The organism is Pseudomonas sp. URIL14HWK12:I5 (assembly GCF_900176445.1).
Lineage (GTDB): Bacteria > Pseudomonadota > Gammaproteobacteria > Pseudomonadales > Pseudomonadaceae > Aquipseudomonas > Aquipseudomonas monteilii.
This window is the reverse complement of record NZ_FWXQ01000001.1, coordinates 631,304-654,516: the sequence shown is the minus strand read 5'-3', so window position 1 is coordinate 654,516 and position 23,213 is coordinate 631,304. Positions and strand designations below refer to the sequence as shown.

At 62.4% G+C, this 23,213-nt stretch carries 18 protein-coding genes; 5 read left to right on the top strand and 13 right to left on the bottom strand.

Going from position 1 to position 23,213, the window contains the following annotated elements; translation table 11 throughout:
* Window positions 1-7 precede the first annotated feature (7 nt).
* A complete protein-coding gene (locus B9A31_RS03015) occupies window positions 8-1,183 on the bottom strand; it encodes an O-antigen ligase family protein (RefSeq protein ID WP_084296646.1) in 1,176 nt (391 codons plus the stop codon).
* A gap of 100 nt (window positions 1,184-1,283) precedes the next feature.
* On the opposite strand from B9A31_RS03015, the gene B9A31_RS03010 reads away from it, so the two are divergent.
* Window positions 1,284-1,889 (top strand): serine/threonine-protein kinase, encoded by a 606-nt coding sequence (locus tag B9A31_RS03010; RefSeq protein WP_019097683.1) that lies wholly within the window; start codon window positions 1,284-1,286, stop codon window positions 1,887-1,889.
* 3 nt (window positions 1,890-1,892) lie between these two features.
* Here the strand turns inward: B9A31_RS03010 and B9A31_RS03005 are convergent, their stop codons facing one another.
* From B9A31_RS03005 to putP, 9 genes are all read right to left on the bottom strand, one after another.
* Window positions 1,893-2,984, bottom strand: a complete 1,092-nt coding sequence (locus tag B9A31_RS03005) for a glycosyltransferase (RefSeq protein ID WP_019097682.1) — start codon at window positions 2,982-2,984, stop codon at window positions 1,893-1,895.
* A gap of 37 nt (window positions 2,985-3,021) precedes the next feature.
* A complete protein-coding gene (locus B9A31_RS03000) occupies window positions 3,022-3,795 on the bottom strand; it encodes a glycosyltransferase family 2 protein (protein ID WP_027610046.1) in 774 nt (257 codons plus the stop codon).
* Between the two features lie 65 nt (window positions 3,796-3,860).
* Entirely contained in the window at window positions 3,861-4,817 is a 957-nt protein-coding gene (locus tag B9A31_RS02995) for a glycosyltransferase family protein (RefSeq protein ID WP_019097680.1), read from the bottom strand.
* A gap of 48 nt (window positions 4,818-4,865) precedes the next feature.
* Window positions 4,866-6,269, bottom strand: a complete 1,404-nt coding sequence (locus tag B9A31_RS02990; RefSeq protein ID WP_084296645.1) for a PIG-L deacetylase family protein — start codon at window positions 6,267-6,269, stop codon at window positions 4,866-4,868.
* Window positions 6,266-7,162: an antimicrobial resistance protein Mig-14 gene (locus B9A31_RS02985; protein ID WP_019097678.1), complete on the bottom strand. Its 897-nt coding sequence runs from the start codon at window positions 7,160-7,162 to the stop codon at window positions 6,266-6,268. Before B9A31_RS02985 ends, B9A31_RS02990 begins: the two co-directional genes overlap by 4 nt.
* Window positions 7,162-8,292, bottom strand: coding sequence for a glycosyltransferase (locus B9A31_RS02980; protein WP_019097677.1), 1,131 nt, complete (start codon window positions 8,290-8,292; stop codon window positions 7,162-7,164). Before B9A31_RS02980 ends, B9A31_RS02985 begins: the two co-directional genes overlap by 1 nt.
* Window positions 8,276-10,033 carry a carbamoyltransferase family protein gene (locus B9A31_RS02975; protein WP_016712363.1) on the bottom strand — a complete coding sequence of 586 codons (1,758 nt, stop codon included), beginning with the start codon at window positions 10,031-10,033 and terminating at the stop codon, window positions 8,276-8,278. Before B9A31_RS02975 ends, B9A31_RS02980 begins: the two co-directional genes overlap by 17 nt.
* A 209-nt stretch (window positions 10,034-10,242) precedes the next feature.
* Entirely contained in the window at window positions 10,243-11,079 is an 837-nt protein-coding gene (locus tag B9A31_RS02970; protein WP_016712364.1) for a 23S rRNA (adenine(2030)-N(6))-methyltransferase RlmJ, read from the bottom strand.
* Between the two features lie 106 nt (window positions 11,080-11,185).
* Window positions 11,186-12,664 carry a sodium/proline symporter PutP gene (gene putP, locus B9A31_RS02965; RefSeq protein WP_019097676.1) on the bottom strand — a complete coding sequence of 493 codons (1,479 nt, stop codon included), beginning with the start codon at window positions 12,662-12,664 and terminating at the stop codon, window positions 11,186-11,188.
* 74 nt (window positions 12,665-12,738) lie between these two features.
* Here putP and B9A31_RS26905 point away from each other — a divergent pair, with 74 nt between their 5' ends.
* The 3 genes from B9A31_RS26905 (at window position 12,739) to B9A31_RS02955 (ending at window position 19,215) form a co-directional block, all read left to right on the top strand.
* On the top strand, window positions 12,739-12,990 hold the full coding sequence (locus tag B9A31_RS26905) for a hypothetical protein (protein ID WP_141099571.1): 252 nt from the start codon (window positions 12,739-12,741) through the stop codon (window positions 12,988-12,990).
* A gap of 31 nt (window positions 12,991-13,021) precedes the next feature.
* Window positions 13,022-16,975 carry a trifunctional transcriptional regulator/proline dehydrogenase/L-glutamate gamma-semialdehyde dehydrogenase gene (putA, locus tag B9A31_RS02960; RefSeq protein ID WP_027610042.1) on the top strand — a complete coding sequence of 1,318 codons (3,954 nt, stop codon included), beginning with the start codon at window positions 13,022-13,024 and terminating at the stop codon, window positions 16,973-16,975.
* Window positions 16,976-17,412: 437 nt separating this feature from the next.
* Window positions 17,413-19,215, top strand: a complete 1,803-nt coding sequence (locus tag B9A31_RS02955) for an acyl-CoA dehydrogenase (protein WP_084296644.1) — start codon at window positions 17,413-17,415, stop codon at window positions 19,213-19,215.
* A gap of 30 nt (window positions 19,216-19,245) precedes the next feature.
* Here the strand turns inward: B9A31_RS02955 and B9A31_RS02950 are convergent, their stop codons facing one another.
* Genes B9A31_RS02950 through B9A31_RS02940 form a run of 3 tightly spaced genes read right to left on the bottom strand, consistent with a single transcriptional unit; the run spans window position 19,246 to window position 22,135 of the window.
* Entirely contained in the window at window positions 19,246-20,169 is a 924-nt protein-coding gene (locus tag B9A31_RS02950) for a DMT family transporter (RefSeq protein ID WP_084296643.1), read from the bottom strand.
* Window positions 20,170-20,171: 2 nt separating this feature from the next.
* Window positions 20,172-21,131, bottom strand: a complete 960-nt coding sequence (locus B9A31_RS02945; protein ID WP_016712369.1) for a 2OG-Fe(II) oxygenase — start codon at window positions 21,129-21,131, stop codon at window positions 20,172-20,174.
* Between the two features lie 23 nt (window positions 21,132-21,154).
* Entirely contained in the window at window positions 21,155-22,135 is a 981-nt protein-coding gene (locus B9A31_RS02940; protein ID WP_016712370.1) for a hypothetical protein, read from the bottom strand.
* Between the two features lie 125 nt (window positions 22,136-22,260).
* Here B9A31_RS02940 and B9A31_RS02935 point away from each other — a divergent pair, with 125 nt between their 5' ends.
* Complete coding sequence (locus B9A31_RS02935) at window positions 22,261-23,154, top strand: LysR family transcriptional regulator (RefSeq protein ID WP_016712371.1); 894 nt, start codon at window positions 22,261-22,263, stop codon at window positions 23,152-23,154.
* The last annotated feature ends 59 nt before the right edge of the window (window positions 23,155-23,213 follow it).

The following is a 23,213-nucleotide window of genomic DNA, read 5'->3' as shown; positions in this document are numbered from 1 at the left end:
TCGCTGTTCAGGTTGAACCGGAAATTTTACCACAGGCGCCATTTTCGGCACGCCCCCATGGCAGCATCATGGCAAGGCCGACAGGCAGCCAGCTGATGAACCACTCGGCGCGCGGCGTGCCGGTGAGGCTGGCGGCATCGAACTGCATGGCCAGGGTCGAGTACACCCAGAACCCCAGAAGGATCTTGCCAAACAGTGTACCGCGCGCACGGATGATTTCGCCGAGGGTGAACAACCACACGATGACCCAGAGCAACATGCCAGGGATCCCCATTTCCACGGCAACATGGGTGAACATATTGTGGGTGTGGTCAAAGTGTTTACCCACGGCACTTACGTCGTAGGCAGCCCCCAGCCCCAGGCCGGTCCAGGGGTGTGCGGCAATCATATCGATGACGGCATTGAAGATTTCCGGCCGATAGGACGAACCGCGCTTGGCGATCAGGTCGTATACGACGAAGAACGCAAGGCCGGTGGCAACCAGCGCGAGGATGGAAAACACCTGACTGTGGCGATCACGGAACCACAGCGGCGCGATCACCACGGTGATCACCAGGGCCAGAATCGCCCCGCGGCTCTGGCTGAGCATGGCAAACGCGCCCAGACAGACCAGCGCCCCCAGCCATAACAGCTGCATGCCACGCTGGCGCGGCGGCGCGTACAGCAAGAAGAGCACCGCCGAGCCGATGACATAAGCCCCCAGAATCGGGTGCGAGATCTCGCCAATGCCTGCCAGACGGGCCAGCAACGATTTGCCCTGCAAACCGTAGAAATTGATGATCGAGACCAGCGCGGCGAGGGCCAACAGGCCGCTGCCAAGCAGCAACAGCTGACGAATGCGGGCCCTGCCTTGCTGCGCCAGCAGCGGGAATGCCAGCAGGAATACCAGAATGTAGACAAGGCGCTTGATCTCGCGCCCTGGGTCTTCTGCGGGCGACCAGGCCAGGCTCAGCCCGCACCACGCCAACAACAGCAGCACACTCACCCACAGCGCTGGCTGGCGCCTCCAGGCTTGCACCAGCACTTCACGGGCAGACCACGCCAGTACCAGCGTTGGCAGCCACAAAAACAACACCAGCCCCTGCTGGTAAACCTTGTTGCTCGGTGCCAGGGCAATTGCTGCCAGGAACCAGACCAGACCCAAACCTAACCAGGCCCGTGCCCAGTTTTTTTGATACAACATCCTTTCCCCCGATGAATCAAAGACACCATCCATGGTGCAACAGCATTATTTTCGGCATTATTGCCGGTCATTTTGCTCGCCAGACGACAAGGCTCTATTCATGCAATGCTCCCGGCTCACCCAGGTCGACTTCGATCAGCTGACACAAGGCGCACAGGTGCTTGAGGCAGACAGCCATGGCGCCAAAGTCTACCTGCTCAAGGATGGAAATTTCCTCAAGGTTTTTCGTAGGAAGCGGCTGATTTCATCTGCACTGTTGCGCCCCTACTCGCAGCGCTTCGTCGATAACGCTGCGCGCCTGGCACAATTGGGCATCCCTACGCTCGAGGTGATCAGCCAGCACAAGCTCGACCTGCCAGGCCGTACCGCCGTGCTGTATCGCCCGCTGCCCGGGCGTACCCTGCTGCAAATGTCGCGCGATGATGGGTTCAGCTGGGATACCTACCTGCCGCAGCTGATTCAGCTGGTTCGCCAGCTGCACCACAGCGGTGTGTACTTCCGCTCGCTGCACCTGGGCAACGTGGTGGTTACCCCCGACCAGCGCCTGGGCCTGATCGACGTGGCCGACATGCGTTTCCTGCGCCCGCCGTTGTCGGCACGCATGATTCGTCGCAATGTGCAGCACATGGTGCGCTATATCGAGCGGGAGAACCTGGGTGACCGGTTCCCCCTCGCTGCGTTCGAGGCTGCCCTGCTGGCACGCTGAACGTCAGTTTCGCAGCAAGCTCTGCGAGCCATTGCAGAAGGCCTGCCAGGCTTGCTCCGGCGCCAGCGCCTGACGCTGCCGGGCGGCTACCGTCCGGGCGCTGAGGGATGTGCATCGTTCGATTGCCTCGGCCCATGCCCCTTCATCGGCTACCGGCAGGTAACCGCCGGTATCCTGCAACTGTTCGCGAAACACTTGCAGGTCGCTGCACACCACCGGCACGTCGGCCATGACCGCCTCCTGCACCACCAGCCCCAGGCCTTCAGAGCGAGAAGGCACCAGTAGCCAATCGAACGCCCGATACAACTGCTGCAGGTCTTCACGGTGACCGCACAGGTGAACGCGCGCGGCCAGGCCCAGTGCATCGATACGCTCTTGCAGCACGGCGTGCAGAGGGCCTTCGCCAATAATGGCCAACTGCAGGTCCGGCTGATGTGTGCTGGCCCGGGCAAACGCCTCGATCAGCATCTCGAAGCCTTTGCTTTCCACCAACCGCCCCACCGCGCCCAGCATGACCCCGGTCGCAGCAGGCAACTGCAGCGCCTGCCTGGCCCTGTCACGGCTCAACAACGGCTCGACGAACGCTAACGGGTCAAGCGCCATGCGCAGGGTCTGCACCGGCCTGCCCAAGTCGTGCTCCAGTGATTCGGCCAGCGTATGCGACACCGCTGCGATGCTCAGGCGCTCGGCGGGGAACATACGCAACAAGCGTACATCGCTACTGCTCAGGCGCGTCTTGCCATGGAACAGCACCTTTGCCCGAACCTGGGGACTGTTCTGCAACAGCGGCAGCACCAGCCGCGCGACGCCAATACCGTCGAGCAGCACGACCTCAGCGTTGGCCTCGGCCAGCGCCTTGCGCAAACGCAAGCGCAACCAGGGCCGCAACAGGCGCCACAGGTGCCGTCCTTTCAGCGCACGCAGTGGCATGTGCCACTCCCGGGTCGAGCCAAGCCCGCAACACAACCCGCTTCCCAGCAGCAACCAGTTACTGATCCGGGCATCGGTACCTGCGTGCGACAGCACTTGGCGATGCACCTTGTGGATGGACATGTACGGCGTTCCACCCGCCCACATCATATTGACGATGTTCATGGGCCCTCTCCCGCTCATGTCAGGTGGGACAGCGACTTCATTGAACAAAAATGGTGATACCCATGCCGATCAAGGCACCCGTCACCAGCGTCAATGCCAGTTTGATCCGATCACGTTGACGGCGTTTGGCCTTGCGCTCCACTTCGATGGGCAAGGTCACGTGATTACCGAATCCAGTGTGCAATACTGCATCACCCTCCAAGGTGACCGCTGTCAGATTTAACTCAGCGTAGCGTCGGGAAAGCGCCTTCTCTCCAGCATAGGCGGCAAATGGCGCGCAGCGCTGGTAATCACTCAAACGCCGCAGACCGGGGTTGAGCGAAAACGCCTGCCATTCAGCCTTGTCGGACAGCAGCGGGTAGCAAGGCACACCCGCGATCACCTGCCGATCGCCCAAGTGGATGTAAGGGCTATGGATGGCCAGGTCGTGAGCATGACTGCGCAGCCACACCTGCAACAGGTTGGGGCTCACCTCCAGAATGGCCCGCGAGTCTTCGACAAAGCCTTGGCGATAGAAATGCCAGTCGTCCTCGCAGTGGAAGATGTACGGCGTCTTGACGTGGCTGTAAGCCAGGTCGATAGACGGCAACTGGCCAAGCTTGGGCCGGTTAACGAACACCTTGCAGTGCGGTTTCCAGTGCTCTGGCACAGCGGCATGCACAGCATCGTCACCGGAATCTTCGGTGATGAATACCTCGCGAATGGGCGCGGTGTTGTAGCGGTCGAAACTCTCAAGGGTATCTTTGAGCAGATCGAACCGCCCACAACTGGTCACGACGAGCGTGACGTCACTCTCATTTGAAAAGCGCACCGGACTCCCTCCGCATTGCGACAAACGGCCTTCAACAACCCGCTCCTGGGCGTGAAAGCTCTTATTTAGATGCCCAGCTTCAGGCGCAACCGCTGCCATGCAGACAAGGGCGGATGGGGCCTCAGCGCCGGGCGCATGTGGTCGACGATGCTACGGCCAACTGCGGCGAAACTGAAACGGGAAACCGCCAGATGGCGGCCATTTTCTGCAATCTGCCGGGCCAGTTCAGGGTCTGCCCGCAAACGGCGGAGCTTTTCCTGAAGGGTCGGGATGTTGTCATAGAACACCACGTTGTGCATGTCCTGCAGGCCCAGCGCGCGGTTCTCTTCCTCGCCCTGGTCGTATGCCAGCAATACGCAGCCACAGGCCATGGCTTCGAAATTCTTGATCATGTATTCGCCCATGCCAACGTCGGCACTGACGAAGAACCGGATACGGTTGAGCGTGTTGCAGTAGTCTTCGCCCGACTTGGTACGGGTAACCAGCAGGTTCTCGACCTGCCCCAATTCGTCCAGCAGCGCCTTGCGGCCGCTGTAGGCCACGCTGTTGACACTGCCGACGAAGGCCAGTTCGATATCGCGCTCACGCCCTTGGTCGGCCAGCAGTTGCTCGTCATAGCCCTTGGGCACGAATACCGCATCGAAGCCTTCCTGGCGCAGGCGTTCGCTGACCATGTAGCCCGAGCTGATGACCCGCGCCCATGGCAGCTGCCGGTAATGGGCGCTGAACTTGCCGGTGTACTTGCACGGGATGTAGTTCTGGTAGGCGTCGTGCTCCAGGATGACCAGGTTCGGCACGGTGCGGATGAAGGCCACCTGGCGAATCTCCTGCTTGAAGCGCAGGAAGAACACAATGCGGTCATAGCGCTCGACCTGCACTTCACGCTTGAAGTAGCGGCGCAGGTTGCGCTGGTCATCGCTGCTCAGCCAGCGCAGGTCGCACTCGCAGTTGGCCGCGACGCCGTCGTACAGGCGGTCGAGAATCGCCCGCTGTTCCTTCTGTACCAGAAATAGGACTTTCATAACGTTCCTTGGGCGCTCTGCGCCATCGCGGTCAACCATGGGGCGTGCTTACAGCTCACGCCGCCAGAACAGTTCGTGCCTGCGCACGGCCTTGCGGAAGAACTCGTTCTCCCCGTAAGGCGAGCGCCGCCGCCCGGCCAGCCAGCGCTGCAGCAGGCGGCGCAAGCGACGCTTGAAGGGCGCCGGCGGCTGCAAGTCGTGCATCATGCCCAGGGCCATGGCCTTGTCGCGCTGCGTGGCCAGGTCCAGCACCAGGCTGCAGGGTGCCCAGGCCTGGGCTGCGCTCAACTGCGGCGGCAAGGCCACGCCGTCGCCACTGTCGCCCATCGGCCAGCGGTCGTTGTCGTGCAGGTGATTGGCGTAGCACAACAAGGTCTGCGGCTGCCAGGCCAGGCCTTGCAGGGCCTCCAGCACGGCCGCCTGGGCGCAGATGTGATCGGGGTGCGGGTCGAGTTGCGGGTGCGGCATCACCAACACTTCCGGCTTGGCCATTTCCAGCAAGGCCCGCAGGTCGGCCAGCAGGTTGTGCCAGGTTGGCGCGCCATCGCGGTCGGCCGGTAGCGGGAACGGGTTGAACTGGCGGAACACGCGGATATCGGCCAGGTCAGCTTCACGGGAAGCAGCCGGCTGATCGGGCGCGGCCTGCATGGCAGGCAGTTGCAGGCAGAAGTAACCCAACTGCACACAACGTGACTCCGGCACACCAGCCCAGCGCGGCACGGCGATGCTGTCCCAGGCACGCAAGCGGCCCTTCAGGCGGGCGGCCTCGGCTTTTGGCAGGCCCATCTGCTGGTAGTGTTCGGCTTCGATCTCGCCAGCTGTCAGGGTGACCACCCAGGTTTCGTCGGCTTGGCTGTAGAGGCCATATGCAGCCAGCTCGGCGTCATCGGCGTGCGGCGCGATCACCATCACCCGGCGACGTTGCAGCTCGACAGCGGGGGTTATCCACAGGCGCGGCTGGCCTTGCAGCCGGCAATGACGACCGCGCAGGCGCAAGGTACCCGCTTGCAAGGGCACGGCCAGGCCGGTCAGGTTGAGAAAACGTACGCCATCAACACCACGCTCGAACGTTTGCCGGTCAGCCTGCTCAGCAGCATCCAGCTCTACCCGAGGGTCGAGAAACCGCCCCAGCCAGGAGCTTTTTACCTGCAGCTCAAGCATGAGGGTTTCGTCACCCTGCAGCACGCAATCGGCCTGGAGCCGGCCATCGCGCAGGCTGGCAGGCACTTCCCGCGCCTGTTCACCGAAGTCGTAGGCGTAATCCTCGCCCGGGGCGTAGAACAGATGGTCGGCAAACCAGGCTTCGTGAGCCGCCCAGACCAGCGGCAACAGCAGCAACGGCAGCCACCACCAGCTGAAAAACCCCAAGGCGACCAACGCAACCAGGCTCGTCAGCAAGCCCAGGCGCTTGTTGCGCCGGTGGCGCTTGAGCAACTGCTGCTTGCGGCTCACGCCTGGTACACCGGCACAGGGTTGCACCAGCGGTCCTTGTACTCGCGGTCGGCACGGCCGAACGAGAACCGCAGTGGCTTGTTGCGCGTACGGGCGTCTTCCCAGGCGGCCTGGGTATTGAGGAAGCTCAGCACGCTACCCGGACTGAAAGCCTTGGTTTCAGGGTCTACGCCGCCATTGATGTACTCGACGCTGATCCATTCCGGCGCTTCGACGCGGTACACCAGCTGAATGGCAATCGGCTTGCCATCCAGCAGCAGTACCGAGCCGATCAGCAGCGCTTGCAGGCGCTCCAGCACCTGGGCCATGTGCTCGGCACCGGTGGCCGGGAAGCCCCAGCGGCGCTGGAACAGGTCGCAGTACATGCTGGCGATTTCCTGCGCACTGAAGTCGCTGATCGGGCGTACCAGGCCACCTGCTTCTTCCAGCAGGCGCAGTTCGCGGCGCTGGTTGTAGCGGAATTTTTTCGACAGGTCTTCAGGGGCGCGGGCCATGGCCAGCTGTTCCTTCTGCGCCTTGAGGCCGCTGAAGCGGCCCTGGTTCAGATCGGACAGGTAGCGCGCGGCATGGCGCAGCGGTGCAGCGGCATCGGCTGCCGCCGGCAGGATGATTTCGGCATTGCCCAGATCGAACAGGGCTTTCTTGCCAGCACGCTTGAGCACATCCTTGGACAGCGCCAGGTGACGCCCCCAGGTCGGGATGGCGGCCTTCAGCTCACCCGCCTGATGCCAGCCCAGGTATCGCACCGGGATCTGTGCCAGGTCTGCCAGCTGTTCGACCACCAGCGGATGAGTGGCAACACTGCCACCAAAGCGCGCCCATGCCTCGGCATAGGCCTTGGCATCTATAACTTGCCAACCGCGTTCGCGGAAGGCCTGGATTCGATTGAGCATCAGGCCTGCTCCACCAGCGCACGCACTTGCGGCAGCTGCCAGAAGGCCTCACGCACCGCGTGGTCGGAGAAGCGTTCACGCAGACGCTGCAGCATGTGCTCGGCACAGGCCTGGCGCTGCTCGCCGTCCAGCACGGCCAGATGCTTCAGCCCCTGCGCCAACTGTGCAGCATCGCCCAGCGGGAACAGCACCCCCACACCCTCGACCACTTCGCGAGCCCCGCCGCATGCCGTGGCGAGCACCGGCACACCGGCGACCATGGCTTCGAGCAGGACCATGCCGAACGGCTCATGGTCAGAGCTCAGGGCAAACACGTCGAACGCCTGGAAATAGCGCCGTGCATCCGGCACCTGGCCCAGGAAGTCCACTTGCCCGGCAATGCCCAGCTCGGCGGCCTGAGCCTTGAGCTTGGCCTCCAGCCGGCCCTTGCCGAGAATCGCCAGACGGGCGCCCGCTGGCAGCCCTGGCAACGCCTGAGCAAAACCACGCAACAGGGTTGCCTGGTCTTTGTCGGGGTGCAGGCGCCCGACATTGCCGACGATCCATGCCTGTGCATCCAGGCCCAAGGCCTGGCGTGCTTCGGCGCGCGGCACCAGTGCCGCTTGCAGGGCGTCGATATCGATGCGGTTGTACAGGGTCTGGATGCGTTCGGCCGGCCACTGCGGCAGGCAGCGGCGCATATCGTCACGCACGGCGTCCGACACGCCCAGCAAGCTCAGGCGCTTGCTGAACAGGTTGGCGAACAAACGGCGGCCTTTGCGCTCGTAGTCGCCAAAGGCATGATGCACGCCAATCACCGGCAGGCCGGTGCCCAGCAGGGCCACGTAGATCGGCTTGAAGCGGTGAGCAATGCAGAACGCGAAATTGCGCTCGGCCGCGATCCGCCGCAAGGCACGGATGGCGCCGAGCTTCAGGCCACGCACGGCCTTGGAGCTGAACGCCAGGAACAGCACCTCGTCCGACGCGCAGCCCGCCGCTACCTGCGGGTCGGCAGCGCCGGTAAGGAACACCGTGGTGACCTGGTAGCCACGGCCCTGGAACAGGCTGGCGTACTGACGGGCGCAATCCAGGAAAGGCCCGTCATAGCCATGGCAGAACTGCAGGATGCGCGGTTCAGAGCGGCTGGTCATAGGCGGCAGCGCCGTCCTTCACGACCAGGATGTCTTCCATGATCAGGTACTGCAGGTCCGAGCCGAAGAACATGTTCAGGGCATCGGTCGGCGAGCAGATCATCGGCTCACCACGGCGGTTCAGCGAGGTGTTCAGCGACACGCCGTTGCCGGTCAGGTCTTCCAGCGCCTTCATCATGTCGTAGTAGCGTGGGTTGTACTCACGCTTGAGCACCTGTGCACGCGAAGTACCGTCCTCGTGGACCACTTCCGGGACGCGGGTTTTCCACTCTTCAGCCACTTCGAAGGTGAAGGTCATGAATGGCGCCGGGTGGTCGACCTTGATCATCTGCGGGGCAACGGTGTCGAGCATCGACGGGCAGAAAGGTCTCCAGCGTTCGCGGAACTTGATCTGGTGATTGATGCGGTCAGCCACGCCCTCAACGCTCGGGCAGCCGATGATAGAACGACCACCGAGGGCGCGCGGGCCAAACTCCATGCGGCCCTGGAACCAGGCCACCGGGTTGCCGTCGACCATGATCTGGGCGATCTGCTGGGGCATGTTCTCCAGCTTGCGCCACTTCGGCTGGTTCGGGTGACGGGCGCAGGCCGCGATCACGTCTTCGTTGGAGTACGACGGGCCGAGGTAGACGTGTTCCATCTTCTCGACCGGTACGCCACGGGCATGGGAAACATAGGCTGCGGCGCCGACGGCAGTACCGGCGTCGCCGGAAGCCGGCTGGACGAACAGCTCTTTCACGTCCGGACGGGCGATGATCTTCTGGTTCAGTTTCACGTTCAGCGCGCAGCCGCCGGCGAAGGCCAGCTTGCCGGTTTCACGCAGGGTGTCGCCCAGGTAGTGGTCGATCATCTGCAGCGCCAGTTTCTCGAACAGCGCCTGCATGCTGGCCGCGTAATGAATGTACGGCTCGTCGGCGATGTCGCCTTCGCGCTTGGGGCCCAGCCATTCGATCAGCTTCGGCGAGAAGTAGAAGCCCTTGCCCTTCTCTTTATAGCGGCGCAGGCCGATAACGTTGGCATACTCGGTGTTGATCACCAGTTCGCCGTTTTCGAAGCTGGCCAGGCGCGAGAAGTCGTACTTGCTGGCATCGCCATACGGCGCCATGCCCATGACCTTGAACTCGCCGTCGAGCATTTCGAAGCCGAGGAACTCGGTAATCGCGCCGTACAGGCCACCCAGGGAGTCCGGGTCGAAGAACTCCTTGATCTTGTGGATCTTGCCGTTTTCGCCGTAGCCAAAGAAGGTGGTGGCGTATTCGCCTTTACCGTCGATGCCGAGGATGGCGGTTTTTTCCTTGAAGCCCGAGCAGTGGTAGGCACTGGAGGCATGAGCCAGGTGGTGCTCGACCGGCTCGATCTTGACCTTTTTCGGGTCGAAGCCCAGCTGCTCCAGGCACCAGACGATCTTCTTGCGGTAGCGCTTGTAGCGACGGTTGCCCATCAGGATGGCGTCGAGGGCACGATCCGGGGCGTACCAGTAGCGCTTGGCATAGTGCCAGCGCGCCTTGCCGAACAGGCTGATCGGGGCGAACGGGATGGCTACCACGTCGACGTCGGACGGCTTGATGCCTGCCTGTTCCAGGCAGAACTTCGCCGACTCGTAGGGCATGCGGTTCTTCGCATGCTTGTCACGCACGAAGCGCTCTTCTTCGGCGGCGGCAATCAGCTTGCCGTCAATGTACAGGGCCGCGGAAGGGTCATGGCTAAGGGCGCCGGACAGGCCAAGGATCGTCAATGCCAAGGGATTAGCCTCTTCATTCGGTAAAAATGCGCCAGCGGCCTCTTGGGCGGGTGGCGGCTAAAGGGCGGGATTATAACGCAAAGATCAGGAACTGCGCGGTCGTTGTGGGAGCTGGCTTGCCCCGCGAACACCGGCAAAGCCGGTGCCATACACCGCGTCGCCTGCTTCGCGGGACAAGCCTGCTCCCACAAGGGATAGGAGACAGCTGCTTACTCGGCGATCAACCAGTCCATACGGTAGCTGCCATCGGTCTGCGCCAACTCCTTGGCCAGCCAAGGCAGCAGCTCCTTGAGCTCTTCTTCCAGCCCCCACGGTGGATTGGCAATGGCCAGGCCAGAGCCATTGAGCCCCTGCGGGCTGTCCTGATGATGCACATACAGCTCGACCCGCAGCAGTTTCGGCGCACCGGTGCTGGTCAGGTCCTGGTAGTAGCGAGTCAGCGAGCGCTGGTCCTTGATCGGGTACCAGATGGCCGCAACAGTCTGGCGCATGCGGCCAATCGCCTCTTTCATGGCATTGGTGCAGCGCTTGAGCTCATCGGCCTGCTCGAACGGCGGGTCGATCAGCATGATCGCGCGCTTTTCCTGCACCGGCAGCAAGGCCCGCGGCACATGCCAGCCTTCACCCAGATGCACGACCACGCGCGGGTCTTTTTTCATGTTCTCCTTGAGCAGCGGCCCGTCTTCGGGGTGCTTCTCGTTGAGCAGGGCACGGTCCTGCTGGCGCATCAGGCGACGGGCCAGCTCGGGCGAACCGGGGTAGTAACGCAGCTCGCCGTCGGCGTTCAGGCGCTTGATGACGCGCAGGTAATCGGCAGCCATCGCTGGCAGGTCGTCACGATTCCACAAGCGGGCAACGCCTTCCAGATACTCGCCGGTACGGGTTGCCTGGTCGCCTTGCAGGTCGTACAGACCAAGCCCTGCGTGGGTATCGATGTAGGCGAACGGCTGCTCCTTGCGCGACATCAGGGCGATGAGGCGGGTCAGCACGATGTGTTTGAGGACGTCGGCGTGGTTGCCGGCGTGGAAGGCGTGACGATAGTTCATGGCAACTCCTGCGGGGGTGGCAAGTTTACCTTGCCTTGCAGGCGGAGTCAGGCCTTGCTGCTGATCGGTGGCGCCCGCGAAGCAGGCGCCGCCGATTCAACGGGTATTACTTGTCAGCGTGATAAGCCGCATCAGCGGTTTCGAAGCGCTTGACCATCGACTGCGACGGGCTGCCCAGCTTGCTCACCAGCACAATGGCGATGCTGGCGAACAGGAAGCCCGGGATGATTTCGTACAGCCCGAGGGTGTCGAAGTTCTTCCACAGGATCACGGTCAGCGCGCCCACCACGATACCGGCCAGCGCGCCGTTACGGGTCATGCCTTTCCACAGTACCGAAATAAGCACTACCGGGCCGAAGGCCGCACCGAAGCCAGCCCAGGCGTAGGCCACCAGGCCCAGCACGCGGTTTTCCGGGTTTGCGGCCATGGCGATGGCGATCAGCGCAACGGCCAGCACCATCAGGCGGCCAACCCACACCAGCTCACCCTGCGAGGCGTTCTTACGCAGGAAGGCTTTGTAGAAGTCTTCGGTCAGGGCACTGGAGCACACCAGCAGCTGGCAGCTCAGGGTGCTCATTACAGCCGCCAGAATGGCCGACAGCAGCACACCGGCAATCCATGGGTTGAATAGGATCTTGGCCAGCTCGATGAACACACGCTCGCGGTTTTCAGTGACCGGACCCGCCAGGTCAGGGTGCGCCGAGAAGTAGGCGATACCGAAGAAGCCCACGGCACAGGTACCGGCCAGGCACAGGATCATCCAGGTCATGGAGATACGGCGAGCGTTGGCAATCGACTTCACCGAGTCGGCAGCCATGAAGCGCGCCAGGATGTGCGGCTGGCCGAAATAGCCCAGACCCCAGCCCATCAACGAGATGATACCGACGAAGGTCGCGCCCTTGAGCATGTCGAAGTTGGCCGGGTTCACCGCGTCGATGGCGGCGAAGGTGGTGTCGAAGCCACCGGTCGAGATCAGCACGATCACCGGGGTGAGGATGAGCGCGAAGATCATCAGCGACGCTTGCACGGTGTCGGTCCAGCTCACTGCCAGGAAGCCACCCACGAAGGTGTAGGCAATCGTGGCCGCAGCCCCCGCCCACAGGGCAGTTTCATACGACATGCCGAAGGTGCTTTCGAACAGGCGGGCACCGGCAACGATGCCAGAGGCGCAATAGATGGTGAAGAACACCAGGATGACGATGGCCGAGATGATCCGCAACAGGCCGCTGTTGTCTTCGAAGCGACTGGAGAAGTAATCCGGCAGGGTCAGTGCATCACCGTTGTGCTCGGTCTGCACGCGCAGGCGGCCGGCGACGAACAGCCAGTTCAGATAGGCACCGACGGTGAGACCGATGGCGATCCAGGCCTCGGAAAGACCGGAGAAGTAGATGGCGCCCGGCAGGCCCATGAGCAGCCAGCCGCTCATGTCGGAAGCGCCAGCGGAAAGCGCGGTCACCACGCTGCCCAGGCTACGACCGCCGAGGATATAGTCGGAAAGGTTGTTGGTGGAGCGATAGGCAGCGAAGCCGATCAGCACCATTGCCGCGATGTAGATCACGAAGGTGATCGTTAGTGGGTTGCCCATACGTGTGCCCTGGCGTTTGTTTTTATCTCATGCGCAACCGCAGCCATGGCGGTTGCACCCAGGCGGCGAATGCTATGCAACAACGCAAAGCGGGTGCAACCCTTTTTCATTTGCAAGTTGCACCTGCCGGTGCATTTTCCGATAAAGCTGCTTTCTTGCTCCTTTTTGGCGCATCAAGCCGTTTTTTCAGAATAAAAAGCACCGAAAACGACCCTTTCCATCGTGTGGAAATGACTGTCAGACGAGTTGCACCTTTTACACAAAAAATTCGGGTTGCACCTGGTTGCACCCGAATTGTCCTACAGATACTCTTGACGCCAGCTTAGGCCACAACCGTGGCAATAACGAGGATAAGAAATGGCGACTACCACCCTTGGGGTCAAACTCGACGACCCGACCCGTGAGCGACTCAAAGCAGCTGCGCAGTCCATTGACCGCACGCCGCACTGGTTGATCAAGCAAGCGATCTTCAATTACCTGGAGAAGCTCGAGGGTGGTGCCACCCTGACCGAACTCAACGGTCATGTCAGCAACCTGGCCGACGACGCCGGCGAAGTCCAGGCTGACCACAGCCACCAGTGCTTCCTGGAATTCGCCGAGAGCATCCTGCCGCAGTCCGTGCTGCGTTCGGCAATCACTGCCGCCTACCGCCGCCCCGAGCAGGAAGTGGTGCCAATGCTGCTGGAGCAGGCGCGCCTGAGCGCCCCGCTGGCAGAGGCAACCAACAAGCTGGCCGCCGGCATCGCCGAAAAACTGCGCAACCAGAAGAGCGCTGGTGGCCGTGCCGGCATCGTCCAGGGCCTGCTGCAGGAATTCTCGCTGTCGTCCCAGGAAGGCGTGGCGCTGATGTGCCTGGCCGAAGCCTTGCTGCGCATCCCCGACAAGGGCACCCGCGACGCGCTGATCCGCGACAAGATCAGCACCGGCAACTGGCAGCCGCACCTGGGCAACAGCCCATCGCTGTTCGTCAACGCCGCCACCTGGGGCCTGCTGCTGACCGGCAAGCTGGTCAGCACCCACAACGAATCCGGCCTGACCTCCTCGCTCACCCGAATTATTGGTAAAAGCGGCGAGCCGATGATCCGCAAGGGCGTCGACATGGCCATGCGCCTGATGGGCGAGCAGTTCGTGACCGGTGAAACCATTGCCGAAGCCCTGGCCAACGCCAGCCGCTTCGAAGCCAAAGGTTTCCGCTATTCCTACGACATGCTCGGCGAAGCGGCACTGACCGAGCACGACGCACAGAAGTACCTGGCGTCCTACGAGCAGGCCATCCACTCGATCGGCAAGGCCTCCCATGGCCGCGGCATCTATGAAGGCCCGGGCATCTCCATCAAGCTGTCGGCGCTGCACCCGCGCTACAGCCGCGCCCAGTACGAGCGCGTGATGGAAGAGCTGTACCCGCGCCTGCTGTCGCTGACCCAGCTGGCCAAGCAGTACGACATCGGCCTGAACATCGACGCCGAGGAGGCCGACCGCCTGGAACTGTCGCTCGACCTGCTCGAGCGCCTGTGCTTCGAACCGTCGCTGGCCGGCTGGAACGGTATCGGCTTTGTTATCCAGGCCTACCAGAAACGCTGCCCGTACGTGATCGACTACGTCATCGACCTGGCCAAGCGCAGCCGCCACCGCCTGATGATCCGCCTGGTAAAAGGCGCCTACTGGGACAGCGAGATCAAGCGCGCCCAGGTCGAAGGCCTGGAAGGCTACCCGGTCTACACCCGCAAGGTGTACACCGACGTGTCCTACGTGGCCTGCGCCCGCAAGCTGCTGGCCGTGCCAGAAGCCATCTACCCGCAGTTCGCCACCCACAACGCCCACACCCTGTCGGCCATTTACCACATTGCCGGGCAGAACTATTACCCGGGCCAGTACGAGTTCCAGTGCCTGCACGGCATGGGCGAGCCACTGTACGAGCAAGTGGTCGGCAAGGTTGCCGACGGCAAGCTGAACCGCCCGTGCCGCGTGTATGCACCGGTCGGCACCCACGAAACACTGCTGGCCTACCTGGTACGCCGCCTGCTGGAAAACGGCGCCAACACCTCGTTCGTCAACCGCATCGCCGACCACTCGATTTCCATTCAGGAACTGGTTGCCGACCCGGTCGCCAGCATCGAGCGCATGGGCACCCAGGAAGGCAGCATCGGCCTGCCGCACCCGCGCATCCCGCTGCCGCGTGAACTGTATGGCAGCGAGCGCGCCAACTCGGCCGGTATCGACATGGCCAACGAACACCGCCTGGCATCGCTGTCCTGCGCCATGCTGGCCACCGCTCACAATGACTGGAAAGCCTCCCCGCTGTTGGCCTGCGCGGCCAGCCAAGGTGCCGCCGCGCCGGTACTGAACCCGGCAGACCACCGCGACGTGGTAGGCCATGTACAGGAAGCTACCGTCGCCGATGTCGACAACGCCATCCAGTGCGCGCTGAATGCTGCACCGATCTGGCAGGCTACCCCGCCCGCCGAGCGCGCCGCCATTCTTGAGCGCACCGCCGACCTGATGGAGGCCGAAATCCAGCCGCTGATGGGCCTGCTCATCCGCGAAGCGGGTAAAACCTTCGCCAACGCCATCGCCGAAGTGCGTGAAGCCGTGGACTTCCTGCGTTACTACGCGGTACAGGCCCGCAACGACTTCAGCAACGACGCCCACCGCCCGCTGGGCCCGGTGGTGTGCATCAGCCCGTGGAACTTCCCGCTGGCAATCTTCACCGGCCAGGTAGCCGCTGCCCTGGCCGCCGGTAACCCGGTACTGGCCAAGCCAGCCGAGCAAACCCCGCTGATCGCCGCCCAGGCCGTGCGCCTGCTGCTGGAAGCCGGCATCCCTGAAGGCGTGCTGCAACTGCTGCCAGGCCGCGGCGAAACCGTTGGTGCCGGCCTGGTGGGTGATGAGCGCGTCAAAGGTGTGATGTTCACGGGCTCCACCGAAGTGGCCCGCCTACTGCAACGTAACGTCGCTGGCCGCCTGGACAACCAGGGCCGACCGATCCCGCTGATCGCCGAAACCGGTGGCCAGAACGCCATGATCGTCGACTCCTCGGCACTGACCGAGCAGGTGGTGATCGACGTGGTGTCCTCGGCCTTCGACAGTGCCGGCCAGCGTTGCTCGGCCCTGCGCGTGCTGTGCCTGCAGGAAGACTCCGCCGACCGCGTGATCGAAATGCTCAAGGGCGCCATGGCCGAAAGCCGCCTGGGCTGCCCGGACCGCCTGGCCGTGGACATTGGCCCGGTGATCGACGCCGAAGCCAAGGCCGGCATCGAGAAGCACATCCAGGGCATGCGCGAGAAAGGCCGCTCGGTCTATCAAGTGGCAATCGCCGATGCAGCCGAGATCAAGCGCGGCACCTTCGTGATGCCAACCCTGATCGAGCTGGAAAGCTTCGACGAGCTGAAGCGCGAAATCTTCGGCCCGGTGCTGCACGTGGTGCGCTACAACCGTCGCAACCTGGACCAGCTGATCGAGCAGATCAACAACTCCGGTTACGGCCTGACCCTCGGCGTACACACCCGTATCGACGAGACCATCGCCAAAGTTGTGGAAACCGCCAACGCCGGCAACATGTACGTCAACCGCAACATCGTCGGTGCGGTAGTAGGTGTGCAGCCATTCGGTGGTGAAGGCCTGTCTGGTACCGGCCCGAAAGCCGGTGGCCCGCTGTACTTGTACCGCCTGCTGTCGACCCGCCCGGCCGACGCGATTGGCCGCCACTTCCAGCATCAGGATGGCGAAGGCAAGCCGGACCGCACCCTGCACGATCAGCTGATCAAGCCGCTGCACGGCCTGAAGGCCTGGGCAGAAAACAACCAGCTGGCTGACCTGGCCGCGCTGTGCAGCCAGTTCGCCAGCCAGTCGCAGAGCGGCATCGCCCGCCTGCTGCCAGGCCCGACCGGCGAGCGCAACAGCTATACCATCCTGCCGCGCGAGCACGTGCTGTGCCTGGCCGACAACGAGGCCGACCTGCTGGCCCAGTTCGCGGCCGTGCTGGCGGTGGGCAGCTCGGCGGTATGGGCTGACGGCGAACCTGGCAAGGCGCTGCGCCAGCGCCTGCCACGCGAGCTGCAGGCCAAGGTGAAGCTGGTTTCGGACTGGAACAAGGATGAGGTGGCGTTCGACGCCGTGATCCACCATGGCGACTCGGACCAACTGCGCGGCGTTTGCCAGCAGGTGGCCAAACGCGCCGGGGCGATCGTGGGTGTGCACGGGCTGTCCAGCGGGGATCACCAGATTGCGCTGGAGCGCTTGGTGATCGAGCGGGCAGTGAGTGTCAACACTGCTGCTGCGGGCGGTAATGCCAGCTTGATGACCATTGGCTGAGGGTTGTTGATATGAAAGGAGAGCTTCGGCTCTCCTTTTTTATGGGCGCATGGCTTGAGATGTTCAGCACCTATGATACCGAGCGCCGCCCGCGCGGCGCATCGCGAGCTGCGCTCGCTCCTACGTTTGTTTCGGGCCAATTATTCCTGCGGGATTTGCGCGCGAACGCTTTGGTGCATGACACGATATCGCGTCGTACAAACCAAGCGGTCGCGCGCCTCTGGCACAGGCATGACTGGCCCGAAACCAACGTAGGAGCGAGCGCAGCTCGCGATGCGCCGCGCGGGCGGCGCTCGATCGCGCAGGCGCCAAAAAACAAAAGACAAGTGCCTAAATGCCCCAAACCCTTTCTAAACCCATATCACCCAAACCTATTAACCTGTCCCCACCCCGACCTCGCCCCTACACTCGCAGCATCCCGCCTCAGGACCGCCACCATGCCCGAGACCCTGCTCAGCCGCCGCAACCTCGCCTTCGAACTCTATGAAGTCCTCGACGCCGAAGCCCTCACTCAGCGCCCGCGCTTCGCCGAGCACAACCGCGAAACCTTCGACGCCGCGCTGACCACTGCACGCACCATCGCCGAAAAGTTCTTCGCCCCGCACAACCGCAAGGCTGATGAAAACGAGCCGCGCTATGTGGACGGCCGGGCCGAACTGATCCCGGAGGTGAAACCCGCGGTCGATGCCTTCCTCGAAGCCGGCTTCCTCAACGCCAACCGCGATTTCGAAGCCGGCGGCATGCAGTTGCCCAGCCTGGTCTCGCAGGCCTGCTTCGCCCACTTCCAGGCCGCCAACGCCGGCACTACGGCCTACCCGTTCCTGACCATGGGCGCAGCCAACCTGATCGAGAGTTTTGGCAACGACGAGCAAAAGCGCCTGTTCCTGCAGCCGATGATCGAGGGCCGCTATTTCGGCACCATGGCGCTGACCGAGCCCCACGCCGGCTCATCGCTGGCCGACATCCGCACCCGCGCCGAACCTGCCGGCGACGGCAGCTACCGGCTCAAGGGCAACAAGATCTTCATCTCCGGCGGCGATCACGAACTGTCCGACAACATCGTGCACATGGTGCTGGCCAAACTGCCGGACGCCCCGCCTGGGGTGAAAGGCATCTCGCTGTTCATCGTGCCGAAATACCTGGTGAACCAGAACGGCAGCCGTGGCCCACGCAATGATGTGCTGCTGGCCGGGTTGTTCCACAAGATGGGCTGGCGCGGCACCACCTCTACCGCGCTGAACTTCGGTGACAACGGCGAGTGCGTCGGCTACCTGATCGGCCAACCGCACCAAGGCCTGGCCTGCATGTTCCAGATGATGAACGAGGCACGCATCGGCGTCGGCATGGGCGCGGTGATGCTCGGTTACGCCGGTTACCTGTACTCGCTGGAGTACGCCCGCCAGCGGCCGCAGGGTCGGCTGCCGGATAACAAAGACCCGCACAGCCCGGCGGTGCCGATCATCGAACACAGTGATGTGAAACGCATGCTGCTGGCGCAGAAGGCCTACGTCGAAGGCGCCTTCGACCTGGGCCTGTACGCCGCTCGCCTGTTCGACGACACCCAGACCGCCAACGAAGAAAGCACTCGCAAGCAGGCTCAGGAGCTACTCGACCTGCTGACCCCTATCGTCAAATCCTGGCCCTCGGCCTTCTGCCTCAAGGCCAACGAACTGGCCATCCAGATTCTCGGCGGCCACGGCTATACCCGCGAATACCCGGTAGAACAGTACTACCGCGACAACCGCCTGAACCCGATCCACGAAGGCACCGAAGGCATCCAGTCGCTCGACCTGCTCGGCCGCAAGCTGGCGCAGAACAATGGCGCCGGCCTCAAGCAACTGATCCGCCTGATCGCCGATACGGCCGAGCGCGCCAGCCATCACCCGAACCTCGACCCGCTACGCCAGCCGCTGGAGCAATTGGTCAACCGACTGCAAAGCGTGACCCTTGCCCTGCTCAGCGACCTGGCTCAGGGCAAAGTTGCTGGTGCCTTGGCCAACTCGGCCCTGTACCTCAAGGCGTTCGGCCACTGCGTGATTGGCTGGCGTTGGCTGGAACAGGCCATTCACGCCGAGCTTGGCCTGCTCAAGGGCAACGCCAGCGACCGCGACTTTTACCTCGGCAAGCTGCAAGCGGCGCGTTATTTCCTGACCTGGGAAGTACCGGGCTGCCATCATGAGCTGGCATTGCTCGAGGCACGCGACGCCACCTGCCTCGCGATGCAAGACGCCTGGTTCTAGGAGCGCATTGCGCGCCTTCATGCACGGTGCCTATCTCTCCACTGCATGTGCAGGCGAAGTCACCCTGCGCGGGCTACGCGCAATGGCGATTCCCGCAGCGACCACTGCGACGCCTGCATAGGTTGTCCAGTGGATCGCGTCCCCGAACATCAGTGCTGCCCATAGCAACGTCACTGGCGGCTCCAGATAGACCAGTGCCGAAACGCGAGTCGCCGACAGTTTTGTGAGCAGTATCCACAGGCTCAAGTAGGCGATGAACGTCGAGAACAAGGTCAGCCATGCAACAGCCGCCCAGACTTGCGTGCTGGCAGGCACCTCGATCAGGCCCAGCGGCAAGCCTGTGGCTGCCAGCAGTACCAACGTCGTGGTTGACTGCAAAAACAGCGGCATCAACAAGCCGTCCTTGCTGTAGTCGGTCGCCAGTACCGATTGCCGCCGCTGATAAAGGGTGGCAATGGACAACGTGACGGCGGCGATCAGCGGCAGAGCGTATAGCCAAAGCTCAAGCCGGGTCGTGGACAGGCTGTACTCTCCCAGCACGACCACACTTACGCCCGCGAACCCGACCCCAAGCCCCAGCCACTCCTGCCGGCCGCTGCGCTCATGCTGGTCCTTGCGGCTCATCGATGCCGTTATCAGTGGCTGCAGGGCGCAAATAATGGCAGCGATCCCGGCCGGTAGCCCACCTCGAATAGCGATGTAAACACTCACCAGGTAGGCGAACTGGGCCAAAAAGCCGATCACGGCGTTGTAGCGTATTTGTGCCCACGACAATGCCCCCAGTCGATGCGCGACAATGGGCAACAGGCAGATGCTGACCAGCAGAAAGCGCCAGAAGAGCAGGCTGATCGCACCCGCGTCCTCTGTACCCAGCCGGGCGCCAATGAAGCCCGAACTCCAGGACAGGACAAAAATGGCTTGCAGCAGGATCAGGTAGAGCACACTGCTTGGCATACTCACGCCCCTATGGGATGCAATTCCTCGAACGTAATCGGCTCAATGCCGATACGCGCATAGTGCCGGGCAGCCGGCCGGTGCAGTGCCCAGCGTAACCCCAGCCAATTCGGCAGGGTCGCGGGAATGCCGTCGTCAGAAGCCAGGTGCCAGAAACGGTTGGAGTCGTCACTGAACCAGGGACAATGGAACGACAACACCAGTGACATGCGTCGCCCGCTGAGTACCGGGCGAACACCGTGAAACAATCGGCTGCCGTAGATGAACAAGGCATCACCAGGCGCGTCCAGGCGTGCAGTTTCGAAGGTGCGGTAATCCAGGGCATCAAAGGTATCGACTGTACCGTTGTGGAACAGGAACTCGCCGCCGCTGTAATCGGAAGGCCCCGACAGCACGATGTTGAGCACATAATTGGTGCCGTCCGTGTGCCACATGCCCAGTTGCTGCTGTTGCTCCGCGGGCTTGGGATAGAAATAGTTGATCTGCGAGCGGGCGTTGAGCATGGGGTAAGGCACCAGCGGCACGCCCGCAATGCGCGACACGGCCAACAGGAATGCGCGACTGCACATCATGTCGTTGATGAACGACGACAGCGCGGTAACCCCTCGCGTGCGCCGGGAAATGATCCATTCACTGTCGCCAGCGGCTTCCTCCAGGCGTGTGCAGATGCCTTGCAAGGCCGCAACACCTTCAGGTGTGAACAGCCGATGGACAACCGCTACCCCAGTGATGGTATCGACCGAAATTTTGGCGTGCGGGCTGCGGGTATAGCCCAGCTCTCCCAGTGTTCGGGTATCGGCGATGGTGGCGCCTTGGGGCCAGAGCAGATCGTCCCGCCAGGCAACCTCCTCGCCGAGGCATATCGACGAAGGTCGCGGCGCGCGCTTCAGCGTTGACTTGAGCGCCAGCTTCACACGGCCAACGCCGCGCTCGAACAAAGGTAAGGTGTCTGAGTGGTTCATGATGAGTCTGTCCCTGTAAGCCGCTACTGGAGGTACTTCGCGATTTGATAGCGCACCGAGCCGTCGCCACTGGCGAATTCGTCCATCACGCTGCAGTTGCAGTGCTGTGCCCTGATGCGACGGAACTGTTCGGGCGTGTACTTGAGGCAGATATTGGTCAGCAGATACCCATGTTGATGTAGGCGCTGAACAGGCTGCAGGGTCACAGCCACATGGATCGACTCACCCAGAATTCGCAACGGCACGAGCATGGCTTCATGCGGCCCCGACGGTGTGAAGCCTTGTTGAAGCGCAACCATTCGGGAGAACTGCAGCATGTTGGGGTTGGCGTAGAACCCAAGGATGGGCTGTTCCAACCCTTCCTCGTACACCTGCATTTCCGAAAGAATGTAGGTCGTTTCACCTGCAAGACTACGGATCAGCCTTCCCGTGCTCACCGGCAACTCGTTACCCTCCTGAAAGCCCAGCAGGGTGATCAGGGTAAGCTCCTGATCGTGACGTAAATCGTCATGGGTGACCGTGCGGTAGTCGGCGGCGATGTAGTTGAAGCTCCCGTCGCCTTGCACTATCGGCCGCACCGCATCACTCATCGCGGGCTCCGAAGTCTGGTTGATATCGATGGCGGTGTAGCGAATGGAGCTGGAAGTCTCGGCCATTCGCTTCAGCAGGCAAGCGCTCTTGATCGGCTCAGGGCCCAACTCGACATAGTGCACCCTGCGCCCATTGCCAAGTGCTGCCAGGCGGTCGGCAACATTGCTAATGACGCTTTTGAGCGCCCCCTGCCCTTGTGCGTCGGCACACAGCCCCTCCTGCCCCACACCCTGTTCATTCAAGGCCCGCATCAGCAGAAATATCTCGTGGTTAAAACGATGATCGCTTTGCGGCCCAAGCTCAGGCTGAGACAGGGTCGAGTACTTCTCGTGGTTCTCGACCGTCCATAGCCGAGCGTTCTGGTACGAAGGGGTATGCACAAGTGCATCTACAACGAAGTCGTTCAGGCTCATCCGTATCATTCCATTGCATTTTCGGGAGGTAGGCGTGCTTTGACCTCACAGTAAGAGGGGGTATAAAGCCTGTACAGTTGAATAAATCGAAGCGCTGGTTCGATCCGGCTAAATCAGGTGGCGCAATGGGCAAAGGCCTCGACATCAACGTACTGAGAACCTTCCAGGCAGTAGCGCGGCTGGGCCGCTTCAAGGATGCAGCCGACTACGTCCACCGCAGCCCTTCGGCGGTAACCACACAAATCCAGAAGCTGGAAGAAAAGGTCGGGCAACAACTGTTTGCCCGCAGCAACCAATCGGTGGAGCTGACCCCGGCAGGCCGGCACTTGCTGGGCGAGGCAACACGTTTTCTGATGGCGCATGACAGGTTGCTGGCTACGCTGTCACCGCAGCAGATCACCGGAAAAGTGCGCCTGGGTGTGCCCGACGGCTATGCCGCCAACCTCATGAGCGACTTCTTGCCGGTGTTTGTTGCCAGTAACCCGAAACTGGAACTGGAGGCCGTGGCACGGTCCAGCGCCGAGCTCATCGACCTGTTTGCCCGACAGCGGCTGGACCTGGCAGTGGCGGTCAGCAGTGAAGACTGGCAGCAAGGTGAATGGATACGATCGACTCAGCCTCGCTGGGCCGCCGCCCCGGGGTTCAATCATGATGCCAGCCGCCCCTTGCCACTGGCTCTGCAGTTGAAAGGCTGCCCGTACAGAGAGGCGGCCTTGCAGGCACTGAAAGCTCAAGGCATCGCGTACCGCATCCTGCTGGAAAGCGCCAACTGGCATGCCGTGCTGGCCTGCATGAGGAGTGGCCTGGCCGTTGGCATCGTCGAAGGGCTGGATAACGCCGACCCATCGCTCACTTACGTGGAGGGCATGGGCTTGCCCGACCTCGCCGAGCATCACGTCTACCTGCTGACGGACACCTCTCACCATGTCGCGCTGCATTTGAACGGAATGTTGAAAGCCGCCATCCAGAAAGAAGGGGTGGCAACGCCCGACCATTTCCCGCCGCGCGTTATTTCCTGACCTGAAAAGTACCGGGCTGCCATAATGAGCTGGCATTGCTAGAGGGGTGGTTCTAGGGG